This is a genomic window from Fuscibacter oryzae, assembly GCF_016765795.1.
Lineage (GTDB): Bacteria > Pseudomonadota > Alphaproteobacteria > Rhodobacterales > Rhodobacteraceae > Fuscibacter > Fuscibacter oryzae.
In genome coordinates, this window is the sequence record NZ_JAESVP010000009.1 from 67746 (window position 1) to 89522 (window position 21777).

22 protein-coding genes are annotated in these 21777 nt (G+C 64.1%); 11 read left to right on the forward strand and 11 right to left on the reverse strand.

The window, feature by feature from the left end:
- Positions 1–84: 84 nt before the first annotated feature.
- Positions 85–381, reverse strand: a complete 297-nt coding sequence (locus JI744_RS15960; RefSeq protein ID WP_202662144.1) for a hypothetical protein — start codon at positions 379–381, stop codon at positions 85–87.
- 230 nt (positions 382–611) lie between these two features.
- Between JI744_RS15960 and JI744_RS15965 the strand changes: the two genes are divergently transcribed.
- Genes JI744_RS15965 through JI744_RS15975 form a run of 3 tightly spaced genes read left to right on the forward strand, consistent with a single transcriptional unit; the run spans position 612 to position 1611 of the window.
- Positions 612–1085, forward strand: a complete 474-nt coding sequence (locus JI744_RS15965) for a DUF4140 domain-containing protein (protein WP_202662145.1) — start codon at positions 612–614, stop codon at positions 1083–1085.
- On the forward strand, positions 1070–1405 hold the full coding sequence (locus tag JI744_RS15970) for a hypothetical protein (protein WP_202662146.1): 336 nt from the start codon (positions 1070–1072) through the stop codon (positions 1403–1405). The genes JI744_RS15965 and JI744_RS15970 overlap by 16 nt, the downstream gene beginning before the upstream one ends.
- A complete protein-coding gene (locus JI744_RS15975) occupies positions 1372–1611 on the forward strand; it encodes a DUF4139 domain-containing protein (protein ID WP_328757455.1) in 240 nt (79 codons plus the stop codon). The genes JI744_RS15970 and JI744_RS15975 overlap by 34 nt, the downstream gene beginning before the upstream one ends.
- A gap of 613 nt (positions 1612–2224) precedes the next feature.
- Here the strand turns inward: JI744_RS15975 and JI744_RS15980 are convergent.
- The 3 genes from JI744_RS15980 to JI744_RS15990 all read right to left on the reverse strand — a co-directional run bounded on the left by JI744_RS15980 (position 2225) and on the right by JI744_RS15990 (position 6367).
- Positions 2225–3235, reverse strand: a complete 1011-nt coding sequence (locus JI744_RS15980; RefSeq protein WP_202662147.1) for a hypothetical protein — start codon at positions 3233–3235, stop codon at positions 2225–2227.
- Between the two features lie 9 nt (positions 3236–3244).
- On the reverse strand, positions 3245–5515 hold the full coding sequence (locus JI744_RS15985; protein WP_202662228.1) for a glycoside hydrolase family 99-like domain-containing protein: 2271 nt from the start codon (positions 5513–5515) through the stop codon (positions 3245–3247).
- Between the two features lie 72 nt (positions 5516–5587).
- Positions 5588–6367 (reverse strand): ABC transporter permease, encoded by a 780-nt coding sequence (locus JI744_RS15990; RefSeq protein WP_202662148.1) that lies wholly within the window; start codon positions 6365–6367, stop codon positions 5588–5590.
- A gap of 111 nt (positions 6368–6478) precedes the next feature.
- Between JI744_RS15990 and JI744_RS15995 the strand changes: the two genes are divergently transcribed.
- Positions 6479–7633 (forward strand): sugar transporter, encoded by a 1155-nt coding sequence (locus tag JI744_RS15995; protein ID WP_236019496.1) that lies wholly within the window; start codon positions 6479–6481, stop codon positions 7631–7633.
- The gene (locus JI744_RS16000) at positions 7630–8307 is read left to right on the forward strand and encodes an ABC transporter ATP-binding protein (RefSeq protein ID WP_202662149.1); all 678 of its coding nucleotides are present in this window, start codon (positions 7630–7632) and stop codon (positions 8305–8307) included. Before JI744_RS15995 ends, JI744_RS16000 begins: the two co-directional genes overlap by 4 nt.
- A 42-nt stretch (positions 8308–8349) precedes the next feature.
- On the opposite strand, the gene rfbA is transcribed toward JI744_RS16000, so the two are convergent.
- The 7 genes from rfbA to galE form a co-directional block, all read right to left on the reverse strand.
- Positions 8350–9231, reverse strand: a complete 882-nt coding sequence (gene rfbA, locus JI744_RS16005; RefSeq protein ID WP_202662150.1) for a glucose-1-phosphate thymidylyltransferase RfbA — start codon at positions 9229–9231, stop codon at positions 8350–8352.
- Positions 9228–10088, reverse strand: coding sequence for a dTDP-4-dehydrorhamnose reductase (rfbD, locus tag JI744_RS16010; protein ID WP_202662151.1), 861 nt, complete (start codon positions 10086–10088; stop codon positions 9228–9230). Before rfbD ends, rfbA begins: the two co-directional genes overlap by 4 nt.
- A complete protein-coding gene (locus JI744_RS16015; RefSeq protein ID WP_202662152.1) occupies positions 10088–10858 on the reverse strand; it encodes a YdcF family protein in 771 nt (256 codons plus the stop codon). The genes rfbD and JI744_RS16015 overlap by 1 nt, the downstream gene beginning before the upstream one ends.
- The gene (rfbB, locus tag JI744_RS16020; RefSeq protein WP_202662153.1) at positions 10855–11892 is read right to left on the reverse strand and encodes a dTDP-glucose 4,6-dehydratase; all 1038 of its coding nucleotides are present in this window, start codon (positions 11890–11892) and stop codon (positions 10855–10857) included. Before rfbB ends, JI744_RS16015 begins: the two co-directional genes overlap by 4 nt.
- Before the next feature lie 4 nt (positions 11893–11896).
- A complete protein-coding gene (gene rfbC / locus JI744_RS16025; RefSeq protein WP_202662154.1) occupies positions 11897–12460 on the reverse strand; it encodes a dTDP-4-dehydrorhamnose 3,5-epimerase in 564 nt (187 codons plus the stop codon).
- Between the two features lie 72 nt (positions 12461–12532).
- A complete protein-coding gene (locus tag JI744_RS16030) occupies positions 12533–13492 on the reverse strand; it encodes a glycosyltransferase family 2 protein (RefSeq protein ID WP_236019497.1) in 960 nt (319 codons plus the stop codon).
- Entirely contained in the window at positions 13452–14435 is a 984-nt protein-coding gene (galE, locus tag JI744_RS16035) for a UDP-glucose 4-epimerase GalE (protein WP_202662155.1), read from the reverse strand. The genes JI744_RS16030 and galE overlap by 41 nt, the downstream gene beginning before the upstream one ends.
- 147 nt (positions 14436–14582) lie before the next feature.
- On the opposite strand from galE, the gene JI744_RS16040 reads away from it, so the two are divergent.
- The 6 genes from JI744_RS16040 to JI744_RS16065 all read left to right on the forward strand — a co-directional run bounded on the left by JI744_RS16040 (position 14583) and on the right by JI744_RS16065 (position 21735).
- Positions 14583–16292 carry a heparinase II/III family protein gene (locus JI744_RS16040; protein WP_202662156.1) on the forward strand — a complete coding sequence of 570 codons (1710 nt, stop codon included), beginning with the start codon at positions 14583–14585 and terminating at the stop codon, positions 16290–16292.
- Between the two features lie 15 nt (positions 16293–16307).
- Positions 16308–17891, forward strand: a complete 1584-nt coding sequence (gene purH, locus JI744_RS16045) for a bifunctional phosphoribosylaminoimidazolecarboxamide formyltransferase/IMP cyclohydrolase (RefSeq protein ID WP_202662157.1) — start codon at positions 16308–16310, stop codon at positions 17889–17891.
- A 2-nt stretch (positions 17892–17893) separates the two neighbouring features.
- A complete protein-coding gene (lspA, locus tag JI744_RS16050; protein ID WP_202662158.1) occupies positions 17894–18403 on the forward strand; it encodes a signal peptidase II in 510 nt (169 codons plus the stop codon).
- A gap of 51 nt (positions 18404–18454) precedes the next feature.
- Positions 18455–18991 (forward strand): DUF3035 domain-containing protein, encoded by a 537-nt coding sequence (locus JI744_RS16055; protein ID WP_202662159.1) that lies wholly within the window; start codon positions 18455–18457, stop codon positions 18989–18991.
- Positions 18992–19084: 93 nt separating this feature from the next.
- Entirely contained in the window at positions 19085–20425 is a 1341-nt protein-coding gene (locus JI744_RS16060) for a M16 family metallopeptidase (protein WP_202662160.1), read from the forward strand.
- The gene (locus JI744_RS16065; protein WP_202662161.1) at positions 20422–21735 is read left to right on the forward strand and encodes a M16 family metallopeptidase; all 1314 of its coding nucleotides are present in this window, start codon (positions 20422–20424) and stop codon (positions 21733–21735) included. Before JI744_RS16060 ends, JI744_RS16065 begins: the two co-directional genes overlap by 4 nt.
- Positions 21736–21777: the final 42 nt, after the last annotated feature.

Below are 21777 nucleotides of genomic sequence, written 5' to 3' on the forward strand. Positions count from 1 at the left end.
GGCCTTCGGGGGCGTTTTCTTTTGTGCCAGTGTAGTGAGATCAAGAACCCACCCGGATGCGCCTCGCGCCTCGCACTATCCGGCTTAAACCCGCGCCCGCGCCTCTTCTGCTTCGCCGCGCTGGCCCAACGCCTCATGCGCTTCTGCCAGCATGGCCCAGGCCAACGCATCCTCTGGGTTATGCGCGGTCAGACGGCACATCAGCGTCACCGCCACAGCCGGATTGCCGCGTTGCAGGCTGTCGCGCGCCTCGGTCAGCAGGGCATCTTCGCCCTCATCCTCGCTGTCGTCATAGCTTTGCACCGGCTCGGCAGCCATAGCCATCGGGCCTGAAAACAACCCTGCGATAATCAACGCCAGAGAGGCAAAAAGGTGGTGCATCGGTCCCGCTCCGTTCAACACAGTTACCCTACGCCGGTTAGACCGGGCCGGGGCCGCACCATTGCGTGATCGCGCAACGCCCGGCTATTGCCCGCCATTTGACAGCCCCGCAGGGCAGAACAAGGGCGGCCACATGACCGACTGGCGGCAGATGACCCCGGTTCCAGCACCCTACTTGCCTGCCGCCGCGCGCACCGTCGCTCTGCCCCCTAACAGTGAAAGGACCAGTCATGCGCTTTCTTGCCTTGCTCACCCTCCTCGCATCGCCCGCCGTTGGCGATACTTTGGCCGCCAACGGCCATATCACGCAGGTCACGGTGTATGATGAGGGCGCGCAGGTCACCCGCGATGTGGTCTTTACCGCTGCCCCGGGCCGTCATCGGGTGGTCATCGCCGACCTTCCGGCCCAGATCGATGCCAGGCCGATCCGGCTGTCCGCCTCTCACGGTGTCAGCATCGGGGCCTGGTCGCTGCACACCGACCGCCTGTCCCTTCCCGCAGACATCATGACCCCGGCCCAGACCGTCGCAGCGGCGTTCTGGCCGCTAAACAGGCCGCATTGGCCGCCCGCGCCGAGGCTGCGCAGGCCGCCCCTTCGCCCCTCTACCCAGAGCTTCGCCGCCTGTTCGACCCCGAAGAAAGCGCGAAAGAGCGTATGGCCGCAGGTGCGATTGACGAAGCCACCCCGGTGTCTGAACCCATAATCGTGCAGCCCACAATGCAGGGCGATCTGGTCATCTATACCTACCCCGATCCGGTCGATGTTGCCTCTGGTGCTGAAAACCTCCGCCTTGCCTTTGGCCAGATCACAACCGAACCGCAGGTGCAGGCCAATGCCGTGCCGCGCCAGGATGCGACGGCCTTCGTCGTCGCCCGTTTTGTCAATCCTTCGCCGGAAATCCTGCTGCCCGGTCAGGCCTTGTTGCTGCGCGACGGCAATCTGGTGGGGTCGGTCTGGCTGGGCAAACTTGCCCCGGCGCCGAAACCTCCATCGGTTTTGGCGCAATCGAGGGGCTGCTGCTGACCCGCGACATGCCCACCCGCAACGAAGGCGACCGTGGCCTCCTGTCTTCCGATACCGAGCGGACCGAGACGGCGGTGCTGAAGATCAGGAATCTGACGCAGGAAAGCTGGCCGATCCACCTTCTGGATCAGGTGCCCTATTCCGAACAAGCGGATTTGCAGATCACCCTTCACCGCCGATCCTGCCCCCAGCACGACCAATGTTGACGGGCAGCACGGCATCCTTGCGTGGGATTTCACCCTGCCACCCGGCGAAGAAACCGCCGTCACCCTGCAAACCTGCCTGCGCTGGCCCGCTGAACAATCGGTGTAATAAGCGAAAGGCAGACCTTCTGTCTCTGCCAGCCGTGATCGCAAAGTCACTAAGCGATGCGGGCCTTGGTCAAAGGCGGCCACATGCCCCGACCACCTTGCCCCAGACAACAAGGCGCACGGCCCAGCGCACCATTGACCCTTGCACCATTGCCCCCTGCACCCTTCGGCGAAGCCGTTACACTTGCCGGGCGGTTGGCATGATGTTTGATGCCCTTGCTTTCAGCGTGATGTTTTCGGGCCAAGTGCTTCAGATCAACGCTTTCAGAGGCCAGGGGATTTTTGGGTGGCACATCATGGGCGGCGCTTGTCTGCTATGGGTCTGGCGCCAGACCTCTGCTGCCAGGTGCTTTTGCCGCAGTCAATTTCGCCGACTCCCCGGTCACAAAGTCCCGCAGGGCCGCAGCCATATCCGACCCGCAACCCTGCATTGCCATCTTCAGTGCGGCTTGCCGACGAGCGCCCCGCCCTCAACACCCTCGCAACGATCCGCAACCCTGCGCCGCCCCTAGGCTGCCTGCATCGTCTTGCGGCCCTGGGCCGCGAACATCCAACGCGCGCCCCGCATCCAGAACCCCGGCGAGATGTCTTCGCGGTGGATGGCATCCGGGGGCGGGGCGCTGGCGGTGACGGCAAATCCGGGCTGCATCGGCGCCAGACGTGCCGCCAGCCGGGCGTTGCGCGGAGCGGCATAGGCCAGCAGGCGCAGCATCTCGGCCCGGCTCCACAGACAACCGGCGCTGGCGAGGCGACCGGTCTCTGCCTCGAACCCGCCCAGCATGGCCTGCACCAGCCAATCGGGCGCAGCATAGGGTTCGGCGATCAGATTGGCACCCCAGACCGGCAACGGCGGGGCCGAGCGGTTCGCCTGTCCCTCGACCGCCATTTGCAGCGGACCGGGCGCGCAACCCAGATGCGCCAGCAGGTGGCCCACAATCCCGCCCTCGGCCCGCACCGCCTGATCAAAGTCGAGAAAGCTGATTTCCTCAGGCGCAAAGGCCGTCAGCAGGTGATCGTAAAGCAGGTTATAATCCAGCCAAAGCCCCTCGGTCATGTCGCCCGCCAATGCCTCGGCCAAAAGGTCGGGCGGGCGGCGCGGCGGGCGGGTCTTCGACACCTCGACATAGACCGACTGCAAAAACCGCCACTGCTCGCGCAGGACACAAACCACCTCTATCCGGTCAAACCCGGCCAGCGCTGCACGCACCGCTGCAAAATCAACGCAGGTGCCCTTAGCCCCGCGCGAAAACTCTTCGCTGCTCAACAGAACCGTCGCCTCACCCGCGGCATGTGCCGCCGCAATTCCCCGCAGCGCCGCCACAGACCCGCCGGGCAGATGATAGACAGCCGGCAGCGGATTCCAATCGGTCACCAGCCCATGGTGACCGCTGTGGCGCGCATCAATCTGCGGATAGATCAGCCCATGCCGCGCCAGATGCCCGGCGTTCAGCCGAAACGTCTCTTGCAATGTGGTGGTCGCCGTCTTGTGTGTACCGATATGCAGGACAACCCGCGCCATGCCCGCCCCCTATGCCGTCGCCCATCGGGGCATTGACTGCCCACCGTCGCCTGCCGCCGTTGCCCTGTGCATGTTTTCAGCCATCGTCGCCTCTGCCAGCACCTGTAGACAAAGGTCGCCAAAAGTCTGGCTCGGCTCCATCACCGCCTTTTCGCCCCATTCATTCCACGCGTTGATGAACAGTTCCTGCCGGTAGGAGCCGGCCAGGCCCTCGCGCATCAGCGCCCGCAACCAGACCCGGAAGCTGCCGGGATGGGCACCGTAGGCGATATGGGCGGCCATGCCGCGCCGGGCGGTATTGTCCCAGCCCGGCATGATGCCTGCAATGGTATTGGCGGGCAGGCCCGCGCGATATTCGGGCGAAACCGCCCGGGCGGCAACCCGCGCATAATCATAGACCAGCCCACGAAACCCGGCGCTGACCGGCACCGGCATCCGGTTGCCCTGCGGGCCGCCGAACAGGTAATCCTCGGCAGTCACCAACCCATGCGGCGGCATTTCCACCCAGAAATCAAACACATCCGCCACCACCACCTGCGGCCCCGCGATATGGAAGCTGACTGCGCCCAGTTCCACCTCGCCCACACCCAACCCGCGCAGCGCGTCGCGCAGCCGCGCCACATTGGCAGCAGGGTCGGGCAGGTCCTCTGGGCGATAGATCATCAGCCGGGGACGCCTGCCATCGGGGCGCAAATAACGCGGATCGCGCATGTAGCGCGCGAGGTTTTCGGCCAGAGCCGCCTCGAACCCCGGGGCATAGCTTTGGTTCAACAAAACCTCGCCCGACAGCCCGTCCCAGTTGCGCCGCCAGCTTTCATTGGCCCAACACAGGTAGAACGGAAATTCCACTTCGGGACGGCGCAACAGCCCGCGCAAGGGTGCATCCAGCACTTGCCGCCCGTCGAACCAGTAGTGATAGACGCAGAACGCATCCACTCCGGCCTGCCGCGCCAGCGCCGCCTGCGCGCCCATCACCTCTGTGGCGCGCAGGTCGTAGAACCCCAGATCGGCGGGCAGCATCGGTTGCAGATGCCCCGCATAGCACGAGGGCGCCGCAATCGCCGCGCGCCACTCGGTATAGCCACGCCCCCACCAGGCGTCATTTTCCGGCACAGGATGAAACTGTGGCAAGTAGAACGCCGAGACCAGCCGCGGTCGCACCCGTTGCGCTGCGGGCCGCGCCACCACTTCTGACGCCTGCCGCACCTGCAATCCGGCCGAGGCCGCCAGATAGCCCAGCGCCCGTTCGACCGCATGGGCCAGCGTGCCATCCAACTGGCCCGCCTCTTCCTCGAACATCTGAGGCGTCAGGCGCAGCGATTTCAGCAGCCCCACGACCAATGGTTTCAGCCAGTAGATAGAGCCTGCTGGAAAGGCCAACGCCTCTGCCTCGACCCCCACCTCGATCCGCGCGAGAAGCTGACGCGCACAGGCAAGGTTTGATCCCCACCATGCAGCCCCCTTGAAATGCTGCCCGTCGGCCACCCAGATCCCGGCCTGATCATCGGCCAGAAACGCCGCCAACCGTGTGGCCAGCCCGTTTTCCGGCAAAATCCCCCGGATCAGATGCCGCCGCCACTGATCGCCATCTACCCGATGCGGCGATTTCTTGCTGTGCAGCTTGGCCACCGCACGATAGCCGTCCAGCACACCAGCATTGACCAGATGGAGGAATGGCAGGATGTCGCGCCCCCGGTTCGGCACCGCCACCACGGTCGCGCGCGGAAAATCCTTCTGGATCAGCGCTTTCAGTCGATCAGACTCCTCCCCGCGCCAAGTCAGCGTCACAAACAGGTCATAGCCCACCTCGATCCCGCGCAGGATGCTACGAAACTCTGGCCACAGGTCGGGGTAGAACACATGCACCACAATGGCCTGCTCTGCCTTGGCGCGTGCCGGATCCAGCCGCAGCACCGGCATCTCGATGGCAGGCAACACCTCTTTGGGAGAGACATCACGCATCGGGCGCCCCTCGGCATGGCCGATGGTCACGAAATGCAGGAACGGTCGCAGGCCCGCAGCCGCCACATCGGGGTTCAGCCGCAAATAGTCATGGGGCACGAAATCGGGGTTGGGGCGATAGCCCATCCCCTCACCATGAACGATGAAGTGGTTTTCGGGAAACCGGCGATAGATCGGGTTCAGCCCCGGATAGGCCCCGCGATAAAACGCCCTGTCAAAAAGCCCGCTGCGCAGAACCGCCCGGCGATACCGCCGCTCTGCCCCGCCCAAAGCCATCGCCCGCACAAACGCCCGCAAGCGCCCCAGCCCTTCTGCCATCTTCATTCCAAAGCCCCTTCTGGAACCGACGACTCAGACCCTATCAGGGTAAATGTTTATGCTTCGTTTCCATCATGCCCCTTCGATCGCCAGGAAACGGTGATGCCGGTTCAGCAGCAAAAGCCCGAAGAACAACGCCACCAGCCCGACCGCATAGGGATAGACCGGCTGCACGAAGGGCGCATCATAGGTGGCATAAATCCCTGCACGCACCTCGGCCAGTGCATGGGTCAGCGGGTTCAGCATCAGCAAGCCCCGCATCGGCTGCGGCATCTGATCGACCAGGAAGAACACCCCAGACACCATGAACAGCGGGCGGTTAAGGATGTTCCACACCCGCTCCCACACCGGGAAAAGGCCGAACAGAAAACAGTTCAGCGCCCCAAACCCCAGCGCCATCACCGCCAGCATCCCGAACCCGTCCAGCAACCTAGCCGTGCGCAAGTGAACAACTTCGCCCGACAACCCGAGGATGCCAAGGATCAGCAGCAGGAACACCATCAGACTGGTCAGCGTGTTCAAGAAGAACCTTGCCAGAATCGCGTCCAGATAGGTCACCGACGGATAGGCCAGCAGCGGCCTGACCGCGCGGATCGACTGCCCGATCTTGGCCGACACCTCGGTATAATAGGTAAAGGGCAGCAATCCGGTCGCATAAAACAGCGCAAAATCGCGGCCCAGCGGCGGTGTGTACAGGAACAGTGAAAACACCAGCGTCAGCAGTGCCACCCCAGCCACCGGATCAATCACCATCCAAAGATACCCGCCGGGAGAGCGGCCATAGGTTGACCCCATCTCGCGCAGCATCAGCGCGGTGACGGATCTTATGGTGGCAAATCGGCGTGCGGACATGGTTGGCCCCTTCTGGAACAGGGCCAGAACATCATGCCTGTCCTAATTTATGGTTTATCCACCTTTTGCCCGCAGCCTGTGCCGCAGGTTTCTGGCAGAAGGCAGACCCCGTTGAACGCGATCACCCCACTTTCCCCCGCCACGGCCCTGCCCGGCCTTGCCCACCCAGCCCGTCTGCGCCGCAGGCATTGGGGCATGGCGGGCGGGTTTCTGGCCTGCGTCGCCCTGCCCACGCTGATGACGGGCGGCTATCTGTACGGCGTGGCGCAGGATCAGTTCGCCTCCTCCGCCGGGTTCGCCGTGCGGTCCGAGGAAACCTCGACTGCGCTGGGAATGCTGTCGGGGCTTTCGGGCTTGACCAGCGTATCGGCAACGGTCGCATCCGACAGCAACATCCTTTACGAATACATCCAAAGTCAGGAAATGGCGCAGCGCATCGATGCCCGGCTGAACCTGCGCCAGCTTTTTACAGCGCCCGGAGATCCGGTATTCGGCCTTGATCCCGCCGCATCGGTTGAGGGGCTGACCCGCTTCTGGCAGCGTGTCGTGACGGTCGATTATGATCATTCCACCGGCCTGATCGAGGTGTCGGCCCATGCCTTCACCGCCGCCGAGGCGCAGGCCGTGGTGCAAGCGGTGATCGAGGAATCATCGGCCAAGATCAATGCCTTGACCGAGGTAGCCCGCACTGACGCCACCCGCTATGCCAAGGCCGATCTGGATCAGGCGACAACCCGTCTGTCCGCCGCCCGCGTGGCGCTGACGCAGTTCCGCTCCACCAGCCAGATCGTCGATCCCTCCGATGACATCCGCGGCCAGATGGGCATCGTTCACACACTGGAGGCGCAAATGGCCGCCGCGATGGTCGAACTGAACCTTGTCAGCGCGACCGCGCAGCCCAGCGACCCGCGCGTCACCAATGCGCAGCGGCGGATCGAGGTGATCGACCAGTTGATCGCGCAGGAGCGCGCCCGCTTTGGCGGTGAGGGCGACACCTATTCCACCAAACTGGGAGAGTTCGAACGTCTTGGCGTTGAACGTGAATTTGCCGAGCGCGCCTATGTCGCGGCCCTGACCGCCTATGACAATGCCCGCGCCGAAGCCCAGCGCAAAAGCCGCTATCTGGCCACCTATGTTACCCCCACGCTGGCCGAAACCGCCGAATATCCCCGCCGCATCACCCTGACCGGCATGGTTCTTGGCTTTTCCCTGCTGCTGTGGGGCATTGCCCTGCTGATCTATTACAGCCTGCGCGACCGGCGATGATCAGGCTGGAGGGCGTGCAGAAAACCTTCCGCCTTGACGGCACGCAGAAAACCGTGGCGCGGAACCTGAATTTCACCTTTCCCACCGGGCTATCGGTGGGCCTGTTGGGGCGAAATGGTGCGGGCAAATCCAGCCTGCTGTCGATGCTGGCAGGCACCTTGCAGCCCGATGCGGGGCGCATCACCTTGGATGGCACGATTTCCTCGCCTGTTGGCTTTGCCGGCAGCTTTCACGCCGACATGACCGGGGCGCAAAACACCCGGTTCGTCGCCCGTATCTACGGCGTCGATACCGATCAGGCGCTTGATTTCGTGCAGGATTTCGCGGGCCTCGGCCCACATTTTCACCTGCCGATCCGCAGCTATTCGTCAGGAATGCGCGCCCGTCTGGCCTTTGGCATTTCCATGGCGGTGCCGTTCGATACCTACCTGATTGATGAGGTCACGGCGGTGGGCGACGGCGCCTTTGCCCGCAAAAGCAGCGCGATCCTGCGGCAACGGCTGCAAACCGCAGGCGCGGTGATCGTGTCCCACTCGATGCCGCTTTTACGCGATCTTTGCACGGCGGGCGCGGTGCTGGAGGATGGGCGGTTGTTTTACTATGCGCGAATCGCCAAGGCGATTGAACACCACGATCATCTGATGCTGGGTCGCCAACCGCCTTGGCTGCGCTAGGCAGCACAGAGCACCTCCCTCTGCCAAAGGGGAGGGGGCCGTTTACCGCTCGTCCAGAATCGAGCGCAGGTGCCGACCGTAATCGTTCTTCGACAGCTTGTCCGCCACCGCCCGCAACTCTGCCGCCGAAATCCAGCCCTTGCCGTAGGCCACTTCTTCCGGGCAGCCGGTCTGCATCCCCTGCCGCTTTTGCAGGGTGCGCACGAAGATTCCCGCGTCCAGCAGGCTGTCATGGGTGCCGGTGTCCAGCCAAGCAAACCCCCGACCCATCTTTTCCACCCGCAAGGCACCTTCGGCCAGATACAGCTCCAACAGGCTGGTGATCTCCAGCTCTCCGCGGTCCGACGGCTTGACCTTCCGCGCCAGTTCCGGCGCGCGCCCGTCAAGGAAATACAGCCCCGTCACAGCATAGTTCGAGGGCGGCGCTTTCGGCTTTTCGATGATCGACCGCACCCGGCCATCCGCGTCGAAATCGACCACGCCATAGCGTTCCGGGTCGGCGACGTGATAGCCGAATACCGTGCCACCCACCTCTTGCGCACTTGCCGCCATCAGCATGTCGGGCAGGCCGTGGCCGAAAAAGATGTTGTCGCCCAACACCATGCAAGACGGCGCACCGGCAAGAAAATCCTCGGCCAAGGTATAGGCCTGCGCCAGACCATCGGGGCTGGCTTGGGTGATATAGGTCAGGCTGATGCCCCACTGGCTGCCATCGCCCAGCGCGCGGCGGAAGGCGTCCTGATCCTGCGGCGTGGTGATCATGGCAATCTGCCGGATGCCCGCCAGCATCAAGACCGTCAGCGGATAATAGATCATCGGCTTGTCATAGATCGGCATCAGCTGTTTCGACACCGCATGGGTGATCGGATAAAGCCGCGTGCCCGACCCGCCTGCCAGAATAATGCCTTTGCGTTCCATGCTCATGCGTCCTTCTTCAAATCTTTAATCACGCGGGCCAAGGCCGCGCGCCAATCGGGGCGTGCAATACCAAAGGCGGTTTTCAGCGCCGAACAGTCCATCCGGCTGTTCGGAGGCCGCGTTGCGGGCGTGGGATAGGCCGAGGTTGGAATATCGGTGATCCGCGCCGCCAGCCCGGCCTCTGCCATGATGGCACGGGCGAAATCAGCCCAACTGCAATCGGGCGCACCCGAGAAATGATGCGTGCCCCCCGTGGCCCCGCCCACCATCGCCCGTGCCGCAACCAGCAGCGCATCGGCAATCGCATCGGCAGGGGTCGGCCCGCCGATCTGGTCGGCCACCACGCGCAATTCCTCGCGCTCTGCCCCCAGACGCAGCATGGTTTTCACGAAATTCGCGCCATGGGCCGAAAACACCCACGACGTGCGCAGGATCAGGCTGTTGCCCCCCGCCGCGCGAACCCCTTGTTCGCCCAGCAGTTTTGACCGGCCATAGGCGCCCAAAGGTGCCACGGGATCATCGGGCCGAAACGCCGCCTTGCCCTGCCCGTCAAACACATAATCGGTAGAAATATGCAGGAACGGCAGGCCCCGCGCCGCCGCCGCCCGCGCCATTGCCGCGGGCGCATCGCCGTTCACCACGGTTGCCGCGGCCTCCTCAGCCTCGGCTTTGTCCACGGCGGTCCAGGCGGCGGCGTTGATCACCGCATCCACCTCGGCCCCGGCAACCGCCGCCGCACAAGCGGCAGGGTCGGCCAGATCAGCCTCAGCGCGCGACAGGAACCGCGCGGCCACGCCCGCAGGCAGCCGCCGCTGCAATTCCTGGGCCACCTGACCCGTTTGCCCGAACACCAAAAGCCGCATCACTTCCCCGCCCACCGATAGGCCACAAGGCCCAGATATTCCTTTAGCGCCACATCCAGATCGGACAGATGTTCATCCAACCGCCAACCCCACGAATCGCCCGACCGGTAATCGACCGGCCAGGCCACCAGTCCGGTCCAGCCGGCGCGGGTGAATGTCTCCATCGATCGTGGCATATGAAAGGCTGAGGTGACCAGAACCCAGGTCTGCCCCGGTGCAGGTTGCACCAAATCCCAGGTAAACCGCGCGTTTTCCGACGTGTTGCGCGACAGCCCTTCCACCATGATCCTGTCCTCGGGAACGCCAAGACCCAGCCAGACCTGCCGGACGATGGCCGAAGGATCACCCGGCGCATCGTCTCCGGTCAGGGCGGCGGTACCACCGGTGTAGATCACCTTGGCCCCCGGAAAGTTCCGCGCCAGTTCGGCGCCCGCGATCGCACGTTCGCCCGCGTCATTCAGCGCGGGCAGGCCCCAGCGGCGATAGGGGGCGATGTCTTCGGCCCCGCCCAGCACGATGATGCCATCGACCTTGGTCAGCGGCGGGTTGGCGGGATACTGCGCCTCCAGCCCCCGCAAAAGCGGATCGCCCAAGGGAAATACCGTCAGTCCCGCCACCAGCACGAACGCCGCCGTGCCCCAGACCCGCGCCACCCGCAAGCGCCCCCGCCACAGGGCAATGGTGGCAAAGGTCAGGCAGAACACCATCCAGGTCTCGGCACGGGCCACCATGCCAAGCGTCTTGCTGGCGATGAAGAACAGGTCGCTCACGCCTTGCCCAGCCGCTGGCCCACACCGGCGCGGGCCAGCAGGGGCTGCCACCACGCCTCATTGTCGAGATACCACTGCACCGTGCGCTCCAACCCCTGTTCCACGGTGACAGAGGGGCGCCAGCCCAGTTCGTCACGGATCCGGGTCGGGTCAATCGCATAGCGCGCATCATGGCCGGGGCGGTCGGTGACAAAGGTGATCTGGTCGGCATAGCTGGCCGCTTTGGGGCGCTTTCGGTCCAGAATCGCGCAGATCGTCCGCACCAGGTCGATGTTGCGCCGCTCATTCTCGCCGCCGATGTTATAGCTGCGGCCGACCACGCCCTTTTCCACCACCAGCAGCAGGGCGTCGGCGTGGTCTTCGACATAAAGCCAATCGCGCACATTCTCGCCCTTGCCGTAAACCGGAATCGGGCGGCCATGCAGCGCGTTCAGGATAACCACCGGAATCAGCTTTTCCGGAAAGTGGAACGGCCCGTAATTGTTGGAGCAATTGGTCAGCACCACCGGCAGGCCATAGGTCTCGGCCCAAGCGCGCACCAGATGGTCGCTGGCCGCTTTCGATGCCGAATAGGGGCTGCGCGGGTCATAGGGGGTTTCTTCGGTAAACTGTCCCTCGGCGCCCAGGCTGCCGAACACCTCATCGGTGGAAATATGATGGAACCGGAACGAGGCCGGTTTGCCCTGAGCCACCCAATAGGTCCGCGCCGCCTCCAGCATGTTGAAGGTGCCGGTGATATTGGTTTCGATGAAATCGGACGGCCCGTCGATGGAGCGGTCCACATGGCTTTCCGCCGCCAGATGCATCACCGCATCGGGGCGGTGGGTGGCGAAAATCCGGTCCAGCGCCGCACGGTCGCGAATATCGGCCTGCTCGAACGAATAGAGGTTCGATTTCGCCGCCTCGGCCACATTGTCCAGACAGGCCGCATAGGTCAGCGCATCAAGGTTCACCACCTCATGCCCGCGCGAAACCGCCAGCCGCACCACTGCCGAGCCGATGAACCCCGCGCCCCCGGTAACCAGAAGTTTCATCGCCTCAGCCTTCGTATGTGAACGGAGATTTGAAATCGCGGAACGATTGCGCCGCGCGGTCCTTGTCGGACAAAACCGCCTTTGCCGGATCAAGACCCCACTCAATCGCCAGATCGGGGTCGGCAAAATGCACCGCGCCATCGCAGGCCGGGGCATATACGTCGGAGCATTTATATAGCAGCTCACTATCCGGCAGCAGCGTGGCAAAGCCGTGCAGGAACCCCTTGGGGATCAAAAGTTGCGTGCCATTGGCCGCAGACAGCTCCACCGCAACCCATTTGCCATAGGTGGGTGATCCTGCCCGCGCATCCACCGCCACATCCAGCACCGCGCCCGCGCCACAGCGCACCAGTTTATCCTGCGCATGGGGGGGCGACTGGTAATGCAGGCCGCGGACCGTGCCGACCTGACGCGACAGCGAATGGTTGTCCTGCACGAAATCAATGTCGATGCCGCGCGCCTTCAGCACCTCGCGGTTCCACACTTCGCTGAAAAAGCCACGGTCGTCGCCAAAACGGCGCGGGGTCAGAATGACCACTCCGGGCAGGGCGGTTTCTTCAATCTGCAAGCCAACTCTCCAAGGCACGAAATTTGGCGCGACTTTAACAATGCAACTGCGGCAAGTCCACGACAGCCCGCCCTACAGGCGCCCCAGCGCCACCGCCAACCACAGCGAGACCGTGCCCGCAGGCCCCTGCCGATACAGGCCCAACCGGCGAAACTGTGCAATCCTTCGCCAAAGCGGCAGGTCGCGCAATTGCGCGAACCCCTGCAAAATCGCCCGATTTTCAGGCGTCAGCCGATGGGCCGATGCCCGCAGCGCCCGCAGATTGATGCCGTTCCAGCGCCGGAAATCGCCGCGCAGCAGCACCCGCAGGCGGTGCAGCTTGGCGATTGGTCCGCGATTGGCACCAATCTGGTTCGCGCCGTGCTGGCGATAGTAAAGCTGCGGGCGGGCATCGAACACCACCCGCCCCCCGGCCCCCGCGATGATCTGGTACAGCCACCAATCATGCATCACCACCTGCCCCGCTTCGGTCGCAGCCTCTGCCGCAAGGGCAATCGCCCCCCGATTCAGCATCATAGTGTTTCCGCCTGCGAAACTTTGCACCAGCGCATGGCCAAAGCCAAAGGGCCTGCGCCACAACGGTGACGGGTGTGCAGCTTGCAAATTCTCGTCACAGACGAGCGTTCTGGCCCCCAGCAGCGTGGGCAGATTCGTCGCCGCCAGCAATGCCACCCCATCGGCCAGCTTGGCCGGTAGCCAGACATCATCCTGATCCGACAGCGCCGCAAAATCGGCACCCGCAGGCACATGGGCCAGCAGATGCAGAAAATTCGCAGCCGCCCCCTGCCCCGGCCCGCGCAGCACCGTCACCGTAATGCCCCGGCGCTGCGAAGCAAAGCCTGCGACAATGGCCAGCGTCGCATCACTGGAGCCATCATCGCTGACCACCAGCCAGCGCGGCGGCAGGGTCTGCCCTGCAATGCTGTCCAATTGCTCCGCCAGATGGGCGGCTCCGTTATATGTCGCCATCAGAACCGCGATGGCAGGCCCATCAGGCACCATAGCCATTGCCGCGATGCCAGCGCGCGGCATCCTCGATCATCTGCGCCATGGTGGAGCGTTTCGGTTGCCACCCCAGCTCGGCCTTGGCCCGCGCGCTGCCAGAAACCAGCGCCACGGCATCGCCCGCCCGGCGCGGGCCATCGGTGATCGGCACCACCTTGCCCGTTACTGCCTCGGCCGCCGCAATCACCTCTCGCACGGTAAAACCGGTGCCGGTGCCAAGGCAGAACACCCGGCTGCCCTTGCCGTCCTGCAACCAGCGCAGACCCGCGACATGCGCCTCGACCAGATCCATCACATGCACATAATCGCGCAAGGCAGTACCGTCGCGCGTGGGGTAATCGGTGCCATGTACCGTCAACGCCGCGCGGCGCCCCGCCACCGCATCCAGCACCAGCGGAATCAGATGGGTTTCAGGCTGATGAAACTCTCCCACCTCCGCCTCGGGGTCGGCTCCCGCCACGTTGAAATAGCGGAAAATCACATGGTTAAGCCCGTCAGAGGCCGCGAAATCGCGCAACATATCCTCAATCGCGCGCTTTGACGCGCCATAGGCGTTCAGGGGGGCTTGCGGCGTATCTTCATCCAGCAGCACCCCGTCCTGATCGCCATAGGTCGCACAGGTCGAGGAAAAGACGAAATCCTTGCACCCCGCCGCGACCGCCGCCTCGATCAGTGTCAGCGAGCCTTGCACATTGTTGCGCCAATACCGCCCCGGCTGCGCCATCGCCTCGCCGACCTGAGACAGCGCGGCAAAGTGCATCACCGCCGCAGGCTTCCAGCGCGCAAACACTTCATCCAGCCGCGCCCGGTCGGTCAGGTCACCCTGTTCCAGCGGCCCGAATTTGACCGCCTGTGACCAGCCCGTGACAAGGCTGTCGAACGTCACCGGCAGATACCCTTCGCGCGCCAGCACCTTGCAGGCATGAGAGCCGATATACCCGGCCCCGCCGGTCACCAGAATGGGGGTCACTTTACGCCTCGTTCAAAATTCCCAACACCTTTGACGTGATTGTGCCCGCCGGGCAAGCCGCCCGCCGGGTGACATTGCGCGCCCTTCCCGCTATGATTGCACGAAGCCCCGGAAACAACGGGTTAATCAGGCAGGATCGAATCACAGATGGGGCGGGCGGGCCTTGGCAATCGGCTGGCGATGTGGCGTGCGCTGCGGGCACAAGGCGCGCGCAGCTTTGTCGCACAGCCAGAACCCCGGTCGATCGGCCTTTATGCCCGTGGCCGGCAGTTGGTGGCCGGCAATTTTCAATTCGCGGGCCAACTGATCGAGGCGCCCGGCACGCCAATCTGGGATCTGGCGCCGCAAGACCCCGAATTCTTGGCCGAGCTGCACGGCTTCGCCTGGCTGGATGATCTGGCCGCCCTTGGCGGGGCGGCCGCCCGCGCCCGCGCGCAAGATTGGCTTTGGGGCTGGATCGCCCGCTATGGTAATGGCAAAGGCCCCGGCTGGTCGCCCGACCTCATCGCCCGCCGCCTGATCCGCTGGACCAACCACGCCCTGTTCCTGCTGCAAGGGCGCGACAAACCCACCAGCGACCTGTTCTTTCACCAGTTGACCGCACAGACCCTGTTCCTGTCGCGCCGCTGGCCCCAATCTGCCCCCGGCCTGCCCCGGATCGAGGCGCTGTCGGGCCTGATTTCTGCCAGCCTTGCCCTGAACGGGATGGACCGCCTTGTTCCTCCCGCCGTCACCGCCCTTGCCCAGCATTGCGCCAAGGAAATCGATGCCGACGGCGGCATTCCCACCCGCAACCCAGAGGAATTGCTGGAGGCCTTTACCCTGCTGGGCTGGGCCGAACGCGCGCTGAGCGAGGCGGGTCGCATCCCCCCCAAACCGCTGATCGACGCGCTGGACCGTATCGCCCCCGCCTTGCGGCTGGTGCGCCATGCCGATGGCGGGCTGGCGCGGTTTCACGGTGGCGGACGCGGGGTGGAAGGACGGCTGGATCAGGCGCTGGCAAGCGCGGGGATCAAACCGGCGGCGCAGGGCGGCTTTGGGATCGCTATGGGCTTTGCCCGGCTGCAAGGTGCACGCACATCTTTGATCGTCGATGCTGCGGCGCCCCCGGCGGGCCGCGCCAGCCACGATGCCCATGCCTCGACCCTTGGCTTTGAGCTGACCTCGGGTCGCCGCCCGTTGGTGGTGTCTTGCGGGTCAGGTCGCAGTTTTGGCGCGGAATGGCGGCAGGCGGGGCGCGCCACCGCCTCGCATTCCACCCTTGCGCTGGACGGGTTTTCCTCGTCCCGCCTTGATGCCCGCGAACAGGCGCTGGCAGATCGCGCCAATGTTACCCTGTTCCGGCAGGGCGATGATGCGACAGGCGTTCACCTGCATCTGGCGCAGGGCGGCTGGGTCGCCACCCACGGCCTGACCCACCGCCGCGACCTGCACCTTTCCGCCAATGGCCGCACCTTGGCAGGGGCCGATACGCTGATTGCCGAAGGCCATGCCAACAACCTGCGCTTTGAACGGCTGCTGACGCGCGGGGGGCTGACCGGCGTTGCCTTTGCCCTGCGCTTTCACCTGCACCCCGATGTCGATGCCACACTGGATATGGGCGGGGCCGCCGTCTCGCTGGTGCTGAAGAGCAGCGAGATCTGGGTGTTTCGCCACGACGGCCACGCCCGCCTGTCGCTGGAACCCTCGGTCTATCTGGAGGCGGGGCGGTTGAAACCCCGGCCTGCGCGACAGATCGTCCTTTCCGGCCGCGCCATCGGGATAGAGACCCGGCTGGGCTGGACCTTGGCCAAGGCACAGGATACTCCGCTGGCCATCCGCGACCTTGACCGGGACGATCTGCCCGTCCCTCTCTAGCCTGAGGAACTGCCCATGACCGATCTGGTAGCCATCCGCCGCGCGCTGATTTCCGTCTCCGACAAGACCGGGATGCTGGATCTTGCCCGCGTACTGCACGCCCATGGCGTGGAACTTTTGTCCACCGGCGGCACATCGGGGATGATCCGCGAGGCGGGCCTGCCGGTGCGCGATGTGTCGGATGTGACGGGGTTCCCCGAGATGATGGACGGACGGGTGAAAACACTGCACCCCAAGGTCCACGGCGGGCTGCTGGCCCTGCGCGACGATGCCGAACACGTCGCGGCGATGAACACCCATGGCATCGAGGCGATCGACCTGCTGGTGGTGAACCTGTATCCGTTCGAAGAAACGGTGGCCAAAGGTGCCGATTATGACACCTGCATCGAGAATATCGACATCGGCGGCCCCGCGATGATTCGCGCGGCGTCCAAGAATCATGCCTTCGTGGCGGTGGTGACCGACCCCGCCGATTACGCCGACCTTCTGGCGCAACTGGATGCCAACAAGGGTGCCACCCCACTTGCCTTCCGGCAGCACCTTGCGCTGACCGCCTATTCGCGGACAGCGGCCTATGACACCGCCGTGTCCACCTGGCTGGCCGGGGCGATTGGCGAAACCACCCCGCGCTACCGCTCTTTCGCGGGCAAGCTGGCGCAGGGCCTGCGCTACGGCGAAAACCCGCACCAATCGGCGGCCTTCTACACCAACGGCTCCAACCGCCCCGGTGTGGCAACGGCAAAGCAATGGCAGGGCAAGGAACTGTCCTACAACAACATCAATGACACCGATGCGGCCTTCGAACTGGTGGCCGAGTTTTCGGCTGGCCCCGCCTGCGCCATCATCAAACACGCCAACCCCTGCGGCGTGGGCCAAGGCAAGACGCTGACCGAGGCCTATCAGCGCGCTTATCAATGCGACCAGACCTCTGCCTTTGGCGGGATCGTAGCGCTGAACCAGCCGCTGGATGCCGCGACGGCGGAAGAGATCGTGAAGATCTTCACCGAAGTCGTCATTGCGCCGGGTGCCAGTGACGAGGCCCGCGCGATCTTTGCCGCCAAGAAAAACCTGCGCCTTCTGACCACCGATGCCCTGCCCGATGCGGGCAAGGGCAATCTGGCGTTCCGTCAGGTCGCGGGCGGCTTTCTGGTGCAGGACAGCGATGTGGACACCATCAAAGCCGCCGACCTGAAGGTGGTGACCAAACGCGCGCCGACCGAGGCCGAACTGGCCGACCTGCTGTTCGCTTGGAAAGTTGCGAAACACGTCAAATCCAACGCCATCGTCTATGTGAAGGACGGCGCCACCGTGGGCGTCGGCGCGGGCCAGATGAGCCGCGTGGACAGCACCCGCATCGCGGCGCGCAAGGCCGAGGATATGGCCGATGTGCTGGGCCTGCCGCAATCTCCCACCATCGGTTCGGTCGTGGCCTCGGATGCCTTCTTTCCCTTCCCCGATGGTCTGCTGACCGCGGCGGCGGCGGGGGCGACCGCCGTTATCCAGCCCGGCGGCAGCATGAACGATCAGGCCGTGATCGACGCCGCCGATGCCGAAGGGCTGGCCATGGTTTTCACCGGCCAGCGCCATTTCCGGCACTGATCATGCGGCAGCTTGCGCTTTCCGCCCTGATCACGCTTGCCCTGGATCAAGCCTCCAAGCTGGGGGTGATTCATCTTGTCGGCCTGCGAGAGCGGGGAGAGGTCAATGTCATCGACCCCCTCCTGAACTTTCGCTGGGCCGAGAATCGGGGCATGAACTTTGGCCTGTTCTACAGCGAAGCCGATCTGGGCCGCTGGCTCTTGATCGGGCTGGCATTGGTGATTTCAGCCTGGGTCATCCACTGGGTGCGCCAGAATCGCTTTGGCAAATGGGCACAGGTTTCGGCGGGCGTTCTGGTGGGCGGGGCCATCGGCAATGTGATCGACCGGCTGGCCTATGGGTATGTCGCAGATTTCCTGAACATGTCCTGCTGCGGCATCGAAAATCCGTTCTCGTTCAACGTGGCCGACGTGGCAATTTTCGCCGGTGCGCTGGGTCTGGTGGCGTTTACCGGCGGATCTGGGGCGAACAAAGCCGCCAAGCCGGGACCGAAGCGCCGAAAGACCCCGTGACGCGGGTTTCCTGATAGGCTAAGACGGCGGAAAGCTAAGGCGGAGGCAGGCATGACAGCGGCACGGGTGGTTCTCGCGATTGCGGGCGTGGCGCTTTTGTCCGTGGCGGGCTGCGGCTCGTCTGGCAAGATGCCCCAGTTGATGAACATCCGCAGTGAAACGGCTGGCCCCGACGAATTCTCGATCGTGCCGCCAAAGCCGCTGGCGATGCCCGAAGATCTGGCTGACCTGCCCGCGCCCACCCCCGGCGCAGGCAACCGCACAGATGCAACCCCCGATGCCGATGCCATCGTTGCCCTTGGCGGCAATCCGGCGGGCGCGGGCGGCGTTCCGGCAGCCGATGGCGCCTTGGTCAACCGCGCCGGGCGCTATGGCGTGAATGGCAACATCCGGCCGACGCTGGCCTCGGAAGACCTTGATTACCGCCGCAAGAACAATGGCCGCGTGCTGCAGCGCCTGTTCAGCGTGAATGTCTATTACAACGCCTATGGCAAGATGTCGCTGAACCAGCAGGCCGAATTGCTGCGCTGGCGCAAGGCGGGGGCCAAGACCCCCTCTGCCCCGCCGGCCAAAGACGGCGAACAGTAATCACATTCGCGTCGGCCCCGCCCGGCGGGGCTTGCGCCCATCCCCTTGCCGGGTAGCTTGGCCGCCGATGCCAGTAACCCGCCGAGGATGCCCATGTTGCGACGCCTAACCCTTGGTTGCCTTGCCCTTGCAGCCCTTGGCACCCCGGCGCTTGCCGATGCCGTCACCACCTACAAGCTGAAAAACGGCCTCGACATCGTGGTGATCGAAGATCACCGCGCGCCCGTCGTCACGCAAATGGTCTGGTATCGGATTGGCGCCGCCGATGAACCGCCGGGCCATTCCGGCATCGCACATTTCCTTGAACATCTGATGTTTCAGGGCACCGCCACCATGAAGGCGGGCGAATTTTCTGCCACCGTTGAACAGAACGGCGGCAATGACAACGCCTTCACCACATCCGACTATACCGCCTATTTTCAGCGCGTTGCCGCCGACCGGCTGGAGTTGATGATGACGATGGAGGCCGACCGGATGCGCAACCTCCAACTGACCGAGGACGATGTGACAACCGAACGTCAGGTCATTCTGGAAGAGCGCGGGCAGCGCACCGACAGCGACCCCGGCTCGCTGTTCACCGAGCAGCGCTCTGCCGCCCAATACCTCAACCATCCCTACGGCATCCCGGTCATCGGCTGGCGGCACGAGATGGAAAAGCTGTCGCGGCAGGATGCGCTGGATTTCTACAAGGCCAATTACGCGCCCAACAATGCCATTCTGGTGGTCGCCGGCGATGTGCAGCCGAAAGACGTGCTGAAACTGGCCGAGAAAACCTATGGCCCGCTGGCCCCGTCGCAAGACATCAAGCCCCGCGCCCGCCCGCAGGAACCGCCGCAACTTGCCGAACGCCGCCTGACCATGGCGGATGAACGGGTGTCTGAACCCTATCTGGTCCGTACCTATCTGGCCCCCGAACGGAACGCTGGCGATCAGAAAACCGCTGCCGCGCTAACCATTCTGGCCGAACTTCTGGGTGGCAACCCGACCAGCTCTGTTCTGGCCAAATCCTTGCAGTTCCAGCAGAAAAAGGCGGTCTGGTCCGCCGCTTTCTACGATGGCGCCTCGGTCGATCCTACCACCTTCGGCCTTTATGTCACCCCCGTTCCCGGCGTTGACCTTGCCGATGCCGAAAAGGCGATGGACGAGGTTCTGGCCAAATTCCTGAAAGATGGCCCCGACCCGGCTGATTTTGACCGTATCAAAACCCAGATTCGCGCCTCGGAAATCTATGCCAAGGACAGCGCCGAAGGTCAGGCCAATGAATACGGTCAGGCCCTTGCCATCGGCTTGGGCGTCAAGGACGTGCAAGACTGGCCCAAGGTGCTGCAAGAGGTGACGGTGGACGACGTGATGGCCGCCGCGCGTGATGTGTTGAACCGCGACCATGCCGTGACCGGCTGGCTGGTGCCCAAAGCGAAAGAGGCCGCGCAATGATCTCCCTTCTGCGGACCACTCTGGCCCTTTTGGCTCTTGCCCTGCCACTCAACGCCGAAATCGCCATCAAGGAAGTCACCTCGCCGGGCGGCATCAAGGCATGGCTGGTTGAAGACCACTCGATCCCGTTCACCGCGCTTGAGCTGCGCTTCAAGGGCGGCACCTCGCTGGATGATCCGGCCAAGCGCGGGGCCGTCAACCTGATGACCGCCACGCTTGAGGAGGGCGCGGGCGCGATGGATGCGCAAGGTTTTGCCGCCGCCCGCGACGGGCTGGCCACCAAGATCAGCTTTGGCTCTGACGCCGATGGCGTTTCCGTCTCGGCCCAGTTCCTGACCGAAAAGCGCGATGCCTCGGTCACCCTGCTGCGCGAGGCGCTGGTGAACCCCCGCTTCGATCAGGATGCGGTGGACAGGGTGAAAGGCCAGGTTCTGGCCAATCTGCGCGCCTCTGCCGAGGATTCCGGCAAGATCGCAGGTGAGCTTTTGTCAGCCCGCAGCTTTGGCAGCCACCCCTATGGCAGCACCGGCGACGGCACGATTGACAGCGTGACCGCCCTGACCCGCGATGATGTTGTGGCCGCATGGAAGGCCGCGATTGCCCGCGACCGCATTTATGTGTCTGCGGCTGGCGACATTTCGCCCGAAGATCTGGGCAAGCTTCTGGACCGGCTTTTGGCCGATCTGCCGGCAACCGGCGCGCCCCAGCCGGGCGATGCCACATTCAACGATGCGGGCGGCGTCAAGTTGCAACCCTTCCCCGGCCCGACCTCGGTTGTGCTGTTCCAGCAGGGCGGCATCAAGTTTACCGACCCCGATTACTTTGCTGCCGTTCTGCTGAACGAAATCCTTGGTGGCGGCCGGTTTTCGGCCCGCTTGATGACAGAGGTGCGCGAAAAGCGCGGGCTGACCTATGGCATCGGCACCTCGCTGGCCAGCTATGACCATGCCGAAACCCTTGTGGGCCAGTTTCAGGCCTCGAATGAAAAGGTGGCCGAGGCGATCAAGGTCATTCAGGATCAATGGGCCAAGGTCGCCAAAGAGGGTGTGACCGAGGACGAGCTGGATCGCGCCAAAACCTATATGACCGGTGCCTATCCGCTGCGGTTTGACGGCAATTCCAACATCGCCTCGATTCTGGTCGGCATGCAGATGATGGGCCTTACGCCCGACTATCCACGCACCCGGAATGACCGGGTGAATGCGGTCACGCTGGCCGATGTGAAACGCGTGGCAGCGCGGCTGATCAAGCCGGAAAACCTGTTCTTCATGGTCGTGGGCACCCCCACCAACCTGAAAACCACCGAATAGGCACGAAGCGGGAACACTCCCTTCCCCGAATCTGTGGCACCT